This is a genomic window from Ralstonia sp. ASV6 (assembly GCF_016429285.1).
Lineage (GTDB): Bacteria > Pseudomonadota > Gammaproteobacteria > Burkholderiales > Burkholderiaceae > Ralstonia > Ralstonia flaminis.
Map to the genome: position 1 here is coordinate 1 of NZ_JAELUI010000175.1, position 9,452 is coordinate 9,452.

At 64.7% G+C, this 9,452-nt stretch carries 10 protein-coding genes and 1 pseudogene; 1 reads left to right on the plus strand and 10 read right to left on the minus strand.

What is annotated here, in order from left to right:
* The 10 genes and pseudogenes from JHD73_RS24290 to JHD73_RS24335 all read right to left on the minus strand — a co-directional run.
* Window positions 1–223: pseudogene (locus JHD73_RS24290) on the minus strand (4-hydroxy-2-oxovalerate aldolase); the annotation flags it as partial.
* 13 nt (window positions 224–236) lie between these two features.
* Window positions 237–1,178, minus strand: a complete 942-nt coding sequence (locus JHD73_RS24295; protein WP_199032738.1) for an acetaldehyde dehydrogenase (acetylating) — start codon at window positions 1,176–1,178, stop codon at window positions 237–239.
* Complete coding sequence (locus JHD73_RS24300) at window positions 1,175–1,996, minus strand: fumarylacetoacetate hydrolase family protein (protein ID WP_199032739.1); 822 nt, start codon at window positions 1,994–1,996, stop codon at window positions 1,175–1,177. Before JHD73_RS24300 ends, JHD73_RS24295 begins: the two co-directional genes overlap by 4 nt.
* Window positions 1,993–3,483, minus strand: a complete 1,491-nt coding sequence (locus JHD73_RS24305; RefSeq protein WP_199032740.1) for a 2-hydroxymuconic semialdehyde dehydrogenase — start codon at window positions 3,481–3,483, stop codon at window positions 1,993–1,995. The genes JHD73_RS24300 and JHD73_RS24305 overlap by 4 nt, the downstream gene beginning before the upstream one ends.
* A gap of 133 nt (window positions 3,484–3,616) precedes the next feature.
* Entirely contained in the window at window positions 3,617–4,588 is a 972-nt protein-coding gene (locus JHD73_RS24310; RefSeq protein WP_199032741.1) for a LysR family transcriptional regulator, read from the minus strand.
* Between the two features lie 72 nt (window positions 4,589–4,660).
* Window positions 4,661–5,512, minus strand: a complete 852-nt coding sequence (locus JHD73_RS24315; RefSeq protein ID WP_199032742.1) for an ABC transporter ATP-binding protein — start codon at window positions 5,510–5,512, stop codon at window positions 4,661–4,663.
* The gene (locus JHD73_RS24320) at window positions 5,512–6,255 is read right to left on the minus strand and encodes an ABC transporter permease (RefSeq protein ID WP_199032743.1); all 744 of its coding nucleotides are present in this window, start codon (window positions 6,253–6,255) and stop codon (window positions 5,512–5,514) included. The genes JHD73_RS24315 and JHD73_RS24320 overlap by 1 nt, the downstream gene beginning before the upstream one ends.
* Window positions 6,252–6,842 (minus strand): VOC family protein, encoded by a 591-nt coding sequence (locus JHD73_RS24325; protein ID WP_199032744.1) that lies wholly within the window; start codon window positions 6,840–6,842, stop codon window positions 6,252–6,254. The genes JHD73_RS24320 and JHD73_RS24325 overlap by 4 nt, the downstream gene beginning before the upstream one ends.
* 67 nt (window positions 6,843–6,909) lie before the next feature.
* A complete protein-coding gene (locus tag JHD73_RS24330; protein ID WP_199032745.1) occupies window positions 6,910–7,911 on the minus strand; it encodes an ABC transporter substrate-binding protein in 1,002 nt (333 codons plus the stop codon).
* A 43-nt stretch (window positions 7,912–7,954) separates the two neighbouring features.
* The gene (locus tag JHD73_RS24335) at window positions 7,955–8,875 is read right to left on the minus strand and encodes a fumarylacetoacetate hydrolase family protein (protein ID WP_199032746.1); all 921 of its coding nucleotides are present in this window, start codon (window positions 8,873–8,875) and stop codon (window positions 7,955–7,957) included.
* A gap of 247 nt (window positions 8,876–9,122) precedes the next feature.
* Here JHD73_RS24335 and JHD73_RS24340 point away from each other — a divergent pair.
* On the plus strand, window positions 9,123–9,452 hold a 330-nt coding region (locus tag JHD73_RS24340), incomplete at its 3' end, for a GntR family transcriptional regulator (RefSeq protein ID WP_199032747.1).

Here is a 9,452-nt window from a genome sequence, read left to right on the forward strand (position 1 = left end):
CGGCGGCAATCCATTCCAGATCGGTATGCGCGCCAAAACCGTAGTTAAAGCTCGAACCCGACAGCCCGTCGCCGTGCGCAACTTCAATGCTGTCGACACCCGCATCATCCAGCGCGCGGGCAATGGCAACCGCGTGCTCCAGCGAGTACTGATGGCGAATCGCGTGCATGCCGTCACGCAGCGTCACGTCCGAGACGTAGATCTTCTTGGTGTTGTTGGTCATGGCCGATCTCTCTTCAGGCGACCGCGCGGCTTGCCGCGATCTGCTCGGCGGCGGCTAGCGCTGCCGAGGTCATGATGTCCAGGTTGCCTGCGTACGACGGCAGGTAGTGCGCGGCGCCCTCCACTTCCAGGAAGACGCTCACTTTCAGCCCCGCGCGACGGTCGTTCGCGTGCAGCGCGAGCGGACTGTCCGCGGTGTAGCGGTCAAACTGCACCGCTTGCTTGAGGCGGTAGCCCGGCACGTAGCTGGCAACGGCGGCCACCATAGCTTCGACCGAGTCTTCGATGGCGGTCGTATCGGCGTCCGCATCGGTCAGGCAGTAGACGGTGTCGCGCATCATCAGCGGCGGCTCGGCCGGGTTCAGCACGATGATGGCCTTGCCGCGTGCAGCGCCACCCACCATCTCGATGGCCTTGGAGGTGGTCTCCGTGAACTCATCGATGTTGGCGCGGGTGCCCGGCCCAGCGGAACGGCTGGCGATGGAGGCGACGATCTCTGCGTAGTGCACGGGCGCCACGCGCGAGACCGCGTGCACGATGGGAATCGTCGCCTGGCCGCCGCAGGTCACCATGTTCACGTTGGGCGCTTCCAGATGCTCAAACAGGTTGACGACCGGCACCACGAAAGGGCCGATAGCAGCCGGCGTCAGGTCGATCACCTGCACGCCATGCTGGCGCAGCACCTCTGCGTGATGTGCGTGTGCGCCGGCGGAAGTGGCGTCGAACGCGATACGGATGTCACCGAAATTGGGCATCTCGACCAGCCCTTGGATGCCCTTGGCCGTGGTGGGTACACCCAGCCGCGCGGCGCGCGCCAGCCCGTCGGAGCTGGGGTCGATGCCGACCATCGCGCCCATCTCCAGATGCAGGGCGTTACGCAGCACCTTGATCATCAGATCGGTGCCGATGTTGCCGGAGCCGATGATGGCGACGGCTTGCTTGTGGTTGCCCTTCATTGTGCGGAATCCGGTTGGGTGGAGAAACAGGCGCTCACGCTGCCGAGGCCTTCGATATGCGCGGTAAAGACATCGCCCGGCGCCACGCCGACCATCGGCCCGAGCGCGCCGGTCAACACGATGTCGCCGGCCTTGAGTGGCGCGTTCACGCGGGTCATGGTGTTGGCCAGCCAAAGCGCAGCATGCAGCGGGTTGCCCAGGCACGCCGCCCCGGCGCCTACGCTCACCTGATCGCCACGACGCTCCATCACCATGCCGCACTGGATGGCATCGAACGCGTCGAGCTTGACCGGCCGGTTGCCCAGCACGAACAGGCCGCTGGACGCGTTGTCGGCCACCGTGTCGGTCAGGCGGATGTCCCAGTTGGCGATGCGGCTGCCGACGATCTCGATGGCGGGAAGCGCATAGGCGGTGGCGCGAATCAGGTCGGCAATGGTGTGGCGCTCGTGCGGCAAGTCGTGTTCCAGAACGAGTGCGATCTCGGCTTCCACCTTCGGCTGCAGCGTGCGCGACAGGGCAATCTCTTCGCCGTCGGCAATCGCCATGTCGTCAAATAGCATGCCGAAGTCTGGCTGATCGACGCCCAGTTGCGCCTGCACTGCCTTCGAGGTCAGGCCGATCTTGCGGCCCACCAGACGGCGGCCGCTGGCCAGCTTGCGCTCCGTGTTGACGCGCTGCACGGCATACGCCGCCTCCAGCGGATCGCCACCGAGAGCAGCAATGGCGTCACGCACCGGAGCTCGCGGTGCGCGTTCCTGCTCGGCCTGCCACAGTTGATGCGCCAGTGCGATGGCCGCATTCATATCGATGGTGCTCATGCGACCCTCACGCAGACGTTGGTCAGTTCGGAGTAGAAGTCCAGCGAGTGCCGTCCACCTTCTCGGCCGATGCCGGACAGCTTGGCGCCACCAAACGGCGTCCGCAGGTCGCGCACAAACCAGGCGTTGATCCACACGATGCCCGTCTCGATCTGTTTGGCAACGCGGTGGCCGCGCGCGAGCTGGGTCGTCCAGATACTGGCGGCCAGGCCGTACGCGCTATCGTTCACGCGGTGGATCACTTCATCCTCGGTATCAAACGGAGCGATGTGGCACACCGGGCCAAAGATCTCCTCGGTCACGCAGCGCGCGGTATCCGGCAGGCCGGTCCAGATGGTTGGCTGCACAAAGGCGCCTTCGTCGCGTGCATCGCCAAACTGCGGCACACCGCCACCGGTGACGACCGTTGCGCCCTCTTCCACCGCCAGGCGGAAATACGACAACACCTTCTCCCGGTGGCCGCGCGAGATCAGCGGGCCCATGGTCGTGGCCGGATCGTCCGGCGCACCGACGCACAGCATTTCGGTACGGGCCTTCAGGGCCGCGACGAAGCGATCGAAGATCGGCCGTTCGACATACACGCGTTCGCTGCACAGGCACACCTGCCCGGCGTTGGTGAAGCTGGATTTAACGACGCCTTCCACCGCCGCATCGAAATCCGCATCGGCAAACACCACCGCCGCATTCTTGCCGCCCAGTTCGAACGAGATCTCCTTCACGCCGTCGGCCACGGTTTTCATGATCGTGCTGCCGGTGCGCGATTCGCCCGTGAAGGTGATGGCGCTGATATCCGGATGGCGCGTAAGGAACTCCCCAGCCGCATTCGGCCCGTGGCCGTGGATCAGGTTGAACACACCCGGCGGCAGGCCCACGTCGTGCATCACCTCGGCCAGCAGCGTGGCCGAAGCCGGTGTCTCTTCTGAAGGCTTGGCGACCACGCAGTTGCCCATGGCCAGCGCCGGCGCCACCTTCCACGTGAAAAGCAGCAGCGGCAGGTTCCACGGCGAGATGATGCCGATCACGCCCAGCGGCTTGCGGCGCACGTAGTTGATGTACTCGCTGCCGTCCGGCGTGTGTGTTTCGAAGAATTCACTGTTGGCCGTGCGGATCAGGTCGGCAAAGGTGCGGAAGTTGGCGATGCCGCGTGCCACGTCCAGCGTCCGGGCCTGCGTGAGGGGGCGGCCGGTATCGGCCACTTCGGCGGCGACGAATTCGTCAAACCGCGCCTGGATGCCGTCGGCAATGCGGTGCAGCCAGTCGGCGCGCTGGGCTGGTGTCGTGTCACGCCAGCCTGCGAGTTGTGCGGCACGTGCGGCACGCACGGCCTGGTCAACGGCAGCCGCATCGGCCTCGCACACCTGGGCGACCAGCGTGCCGTCGACTGGGCTGACATCGGCAAACGTGGTGGCGCTCGCCACGAATTCACCGTTGATGTAGTGCCGTAAAAGCCGCGGTGCGTGCGCGGTGTCAGCCGGTTCCTGGTTCACAACGTCTCCTGCTCTTGTTGAAGTGTTGGCAGGAGTCTAGGGACGCGCGGCAGAGAAGAACAATGAAACATTCGGCGCTAAGTATCCCAAACCGGAATACCAGCGCAAGCCTTGCCCAGCTTGGGTTTTCTGGCTACGCGGTGGTATCGGGCGCGGTGGCTTGTGCGGCTTCTCGCAGGCATTCGATAAATACCCGGCACGCCGCGCTCTGCTCCTTGTGCGAACGCAGCGAGAACCCGACGGTGCCGAATGCGGCTGTTTCCGGCAGATCAAGAATGCGCAACAGGCCGGCATCGGTAAATTGCCGGGCGGCCACGCGCGGCATCAGCGCAATGCGGGGAGTCTCCAACAGCAGGCCGATGTTGGTCAGCAGCGAGAGCGACTCGACAATATCGATCGGCAACGGCAACCCGGCCGAGCGGAACAGATGCTCCGCCGCCAGGCGCGCGGGCGAATCCGGCGTCGGCAAAATCCATGGCGAGTCGGCCAACTCCGACAGATGCGCCACACGTTCAGGCAACGGGCCATAGCCCTTGCCTACCACCGCGCACAGCGATTCATCAAACAGCACTTCGTGCGTGAGCGGAAACGCGCTGGCGATCGGCAGCTCCCGTTCGGGCAGGCGGCCGACCACGATATCCAGGTCGCCCGTCGCCAGAGCCGGGAACAGATGGGCCGTGGTGCCCTCGCGCACGGTGACGAGCACATTGGGCGTGCGCGCCTTGAGCATGGCGATGGCACGCGGCAGCAGCCGTGCGGATGCCGAGATCAACGTGCCGACAATCACATGCCCGCTGGTGCCGAGCCGGAAGTCGTTCAATTCGTCGGTCATGTAGCGCAGCTCGGCCATGAGCGACTTCACGCGGCGGCCCAGCATCAGCCCCAGCTCCGTTGGCACAACCCCGCGGTTGGAGCGCGAGAACAGCGCGCCGTCAAAGCAGGACTCCAGCTCGTGGATGACCTTGGTCACCGCGGGCTGGGTCAAGCGCATCTCGTTGGCGGCGCGGACGACCGAGCGCGTTTCCAGCACGCGCTCGAAAATCATCAGTTGATTCAGTTTCAGCCGGCGGATCAGGGAGATCTCGCTGAGCGGATTGGCTTGCATGTCAGTTTGCTTTGAGGGCGGGCGATGCACGATCGTAGCAGCCGCCCGCCCCGAGCAGAACCCACAATCCGGTCAGAACACCCCCATCATGCTGGACAACTCCGACACGTACTCCGCGTAGCGCGGGTTGCGCTTGATCTCGTCCGGCTGGCGGGGGCGCGGCAGGTCGATCTTCACGTCGTGCTGCACGCGGCCGGGCCGTGGCGACATGACCAGCACGCGGTCCGACAGGAACACCGCCTCGTGGATGCTGTGTGTGACCAGCAGCACCGTCAGCGTGCTCTGCTGCCAGATGCGCAGCAGCTCGACGTTGAGCTTGTCGCGCGTCAGGGCATCGAGCGCGCCGAAGGGCTCGTCCATCAGCATCACGCGTGGCTCCAGCAGCAGGATCTGGCCGATGGCGGCGCGCTGGCGCATGCCGCCCGACAACTCGTGCGGGTAGCGATCCACAAACTGCGTGAGGCCGAGCGTTTCCAGGAGGCCCGGCAGGCGCGCCTCGGTCTTCACGCTCGGCAGGTTGCGCAGCTTGGCGCCCAGCCGGATGTTGTCGCCCACCGTGAGCCACGGCAGCATGTTGCTGGTCTGGAAGACCACACCGATCTCGGGGACCGGCGCGCTGATCGACCGGCCATCGACACGGATCTCACCGGCATCGCACGGCACGAGTCCCGACACCATGCGCAGCAGCGTGCTCTTGCCGCAGCCGCTCGGCCCCAGGATGGAGACGAACTCACGTTGCCGCACCTGCATGGAGACGTCTTCGAGGGCATTGAACGCCGCGGCACCCCCACGCGCGGCAAAGCGCTTGCCGACGTTGTCGACATCGATCATCACGCTCGACGCCATGCTCTGCGGTGCAGGGTTGGCAGCGGCGAGCACTGCGGTTTCGCGCGGTACAACGCGCGACAGATTGACGATTGCCATCAGACCGTGACTCCTCTCCACCAGACAGCACGCGAGACCCAATCGACGGCAGCGTAGAACACCATGGCCAGCGCCGTCACCATCAGGATGGCCGCAAAGCACAGCGGCGTTTGCGCGTTCGACGTTGCGAACACGATCAGATGCCCAAGCCCCGATTCCGAGCCGATGAACTCACCCACGATCGCGCCGATCACCGCAAGCGGCATGGCAATTTTCAGGCCATCCATGAGCGCAGGCATCGCAGCAGGAAGACGCAGGTGCCAGAACGTGCGTGAGGCCGATGCACCCAGCGCGCGAAAGTGCTCATCCAGGTTCTGCGGCACGCCTGCCAAACCACCCATGGTGGCGACGACGATCGGGAAGAACGCAAACAGCACCGCAGCCGCCAGCTTGGAGGCAAAGCCGTAGCCGAACCAGACGATCAGCAGCGGCGCCAGCGCGATCTTCGGCATGCTCTGCAGAGCCGTCACTAGCGGGAACAGCGTGCGACGGGCGATGGCGGAGGTGCTGGCCAGCAGCCCCAGCGCCAGCCCGCTCACCAGTGCCAGCATGAAGCCGGCAAAGACCTCCCCTGCGGTGGTGACGGTATCGCTCAGCAACTGAGCCCGCATTTCCCAGCCGGCAGCGAACACGGACGACAGTGACGGCCATACGTATTCCGGTGCATGCGTCCATCGCACGCCGAGTTCCCACGCCAGCCCGACGACAATCCAGAACGCGACGGTTTCAAGCACGCGCTTCATGACTTGTCTCCGGGCTTCTCTTTGTCGGCGGGCTCCGCCTTGGGTGCCGCTCCACCGGACTTCTGCGCCACGAGGTGCGGCGGCGGCGGCACGACAAAGCGCTCGAAGCGGTACTGGTCGAACGACTCGATGTTGCGCTCCCAGACCTGGGCTTCGCGCGGGTCGCGCTCGCCAATCTGCTCCATGTTGCAGTAGACCTCGACATTGTTGCCGTCCGGGTCCTTGAAGACGAGGAAGTAGTTGTCGCCCGGACCGTGGCGACCGATGCCGCGCACAATCTCCACGCCGTGCTCCTGCAACACCTTCACCGAGCGTTCCATCTCTTCAACGCTGTCGATCAGGTAGGAAAAGTGCTCCAGCCCCGGGCGCGAGTAGCGCGGCAGGTCGTTGAAGTCGGGCGAATCTTTCGGCAACTGGGACAGCGCCAGGTCATGGTGGTCGGTGCCGGCGCGCAGGAAGACCATCTGGTCGCCAATCCAGTCCGACACCTTCAGCCCCAGGACTTCGGTGTAGAACTTGGCCGAGCGCTGGATGTCCCGCACCATCAAAACCATGTGTCCAAGCCGCTTGGGACGCAAGCTGTTCATTTGTCTCACTCCAATGTGCCCGTACGTGGCGGGCGGGTTGGGCCGTAGCCCCAAATTCAATCGACGCTCATTCAACGAAGCGGTTGGTGTACAGGTCGGCAGGCTTGACCTTGCCGCCCAGATCAAACGCACGCGACAGGAAATCAACCGTCCCATTGATGCGTTCTGGGCGCAGCCAGCCGATCTTGTGCTTGTCCGGCTCGTCCGAGATCAGGTTGTTGGTTTCCGCAATCTGCTGCTGCAGGATGGCCCGATCGAGCAGCGGCTGCTGCGCAACAATTGCATCTGCAGCGGCCTTGGGCTGGTCACGCATGAAGGCGTAGCCGCGGTACGTGGCCTCGACAAAACGCTTGACGACATCCGGATGCTCCGCGATGTAGCGGTCGGTGGTGACGATGCCGCTACCCATCATGTCGAGGCCAAAATCACGGTAGAACACCTTGCCCAGCTTCTGCCCAGCGCGCTGTGCAAATGCCTGCTGCACCGGCAGGCTGGCGCCCTCCCAGCATTCGGACAGGTCGATGCGCTTTTGCAGCAGCGCGGTGTTGATGACCGCCGGGTCCAGCCGCACCAGCTTGATGGCGTCGGGCGCCATGCCGTTCTGCTTGAGCCACACCGGCACGATGTTCTGCACCGCAGACGCACCACCCCCGCCCAACGTCATGCCTGCCAGGTCCTTGAGCGAGGTCACTTTGAAGCCGGGCCGCTCCACGTAGCACATGGCCCCCGGCCAGCGCGTGTTGATCGCGCCCACCATCACCGTGTGGCCACCGTGGGCACGGTTCAGAGCCACGCTCACCGGGTCACCGTAGCCGAACTCGAAGAGCCCGGCATCGACCTCGTTGACCGTACGCTGGCCGCCGTAGCCGCGCATGACCGTCACGTCCAGGCCAGCCTCTTTGTAGTAGCCCTTGGCCTGAGCGAGCAGGATGCCGCCCGTGCTGCCTTGCGGCAGCCACGCCAGATTGACGCGTACGGTGTCAGCCGCATGCGCAGCCGACGCCAGCCCTGCCCCCAGCCCCGCCGCGAACACCAGTCCGCGCAACAAGGCACTCATCCGCTCCAGCATGTCTTCTCCCGTCAAGATGTGGTCTGGCCGGACCACACGTGTGTCACCCCTGCACCAGCGGATTCTCGATCGAGCCGATGCCCTCGATGGACGCCACCATCACGTCGCCCGGCTTCAGGTAGATGCCCCGGCCCATGCCGACCCCCGTCGGCGTGCCCGTCGCAATCACGTCGCCCGGCTGCAGCGTCAGGATCGACGACAGATAGTGAATCTGCTCAGCCACGCTGAAGATCATCTCCGACGTGTTGCCGTCCTGCATGGTCTCGCCGTTCACCGTCAGCATCATGCGCAGGTTCTGCGGCTCGGCAATGCACGCACGGGGCACCAACCACGGCCCCAGAGGCCCGAAGGTATCGAAACTCTTGCCACGAAACCAGTCGTGTTTGAACGGATAGTCCGTCCTGCGGTTAAGGTCACGCGCGCTCACATCATTCAGCACGGTGTAGCCGGCCACATAGTCCAACGCGTCTTCAATGGCGATATGGCGGCCCGGCTTGCCAATCACCACGGCCAGCTCCACCTCCCAGTCCACGCGCTCCGCTTGCGGCGGGATGCGCACTTCGGCCAGCGTCGGCACCACGCTGGTCTCGGCCTTCATGAACATGTAGGGCGTGCTTTCCTCACGCGGGGCCAGTTCGGTGCCCATCTCGCGGGCGTGCTCGTAGTAGTTGGAGGCCGCGGCAAAGATGCGGCGGGGCGTGAACGGCACGCGCAGCCGGTAGCCGGTGAGCGGCTTGGCGTCGATGGAGCCGTCAGCAACGGCTCGCGCCGCGGCCTCGAACTGCTGCACGGCGGCCGCACCGTTCTGGTCCCAACCCCGGACCAGGGCGTCGACATCCACCGGTGCCGCATCGCCCGTCGCCTGCTTCAGCACGGTCTGCGCATCGTAGAGCGCGTCGCCCACGCTCAAACCCGCCGCCACGCGGCCATTCAATTCATAGCTTGCAATCCCGAACCTGATCACTTGTGTCCCCACTGTCGTGATGAGTGAATTTGTTTTGTATACATATACCAATCTATGTATTCAACAAGTAACTAGCGTATACTCCCATTCCAGAAAAACCGGCGGCCCGTGGGCTCTCCCAAGGCAAGCCGGACCTACCGAAATCGCGTGCGACGCATCGCATCGGGTTGCCCTGGGGGGCGGCTGGCGCATAATGCGACGCACGTCTGTGTAGACCGCCGTTGCGCCCAACCCCACCGCTGACACGATGACGACGCTCTCTTCCAAAATCTATCGACTGCTGTGCGACGAGATCATCGACGGCACGCTTGAGCCGGGCCAGAAGCTCGAAGAAGCGGCGCTGGCCGAGCGCTTCAACGCCTCGCGCACGCCCATCCGCGAGGCCCTGCGCGAGTTGGCCGTCCGCGGGCTGGTCGAGCTCACGCCGCGCAAGGGCGTGGTGGTGGCACAGTTCAGCATCGAAGAGTTGGCCGATATGCTCGAAGCCATGTGCGAGCTCGAAGCCCTGTGCTGCCGCCTGAGCGCGCAGCGCATGAGCGTGGTCGAGAAGAAGCAGCTCGAAGTACTCCAGAGCGAC

What these genes read in the sequence shown, in the direction of transcription:
- JHD73_RS24295 (WP_199032738.1), bottom strand. Translation starts at nt 1,178, where the DNA reads ATGAAGGGCAACCACAAGCAAGCCGTCGCCATCATCGGCTCCGGCAAC.
- JHD73_RS24310 (WP_199032741.1), bottom strand. Translation starts at nt 4,588, where the DNA reads ATGCAAGCCAATCCGCTCAGCGAGATCTCCCTGATCCGCCGGCTGAAA.
- JHD73_RS24325 (WP_199032744.1), bottom strand. Translation starts at nt 6,842, where the DNA reads ATGAACAGCTTGCGTCCCAAGCGGCTTGGACACATGGTTTTGATGGTG.
- JHD73_RS24320 (WP_199032743.1), bottom strand. Translation starts at nt 6,255, where the DNA reads ATGAAGCGCGTGCTTGAAACCGTCGCGTTCTGGATTGTCGTCGGGCTG.
- JHD73_RS24330 (WP_199032745.1), bottom strand. Translation starts at nt 7,911, where the DNA reads ATGCTGGAGCGGATGAGTGCCTTGTTGCGCGGACTGGTGTTCGCGGCG.
- JHD73_RS24315 (WP_199032742.1), bottom strand. Translation starts at nt 5,512, where the DNA reads ATGGCAATCGTCAATCTGTCGCGCGTTGTACCGCGCGAAACCGCAGTG.
- JHD73_RS24300 (WP_199032739.1), bottom strand. Translation starts at nt 1,996, where the DNA reads ATGAGCACCATCGATATGAATGCGGCCATCGCACTGGCGCATCAACTG.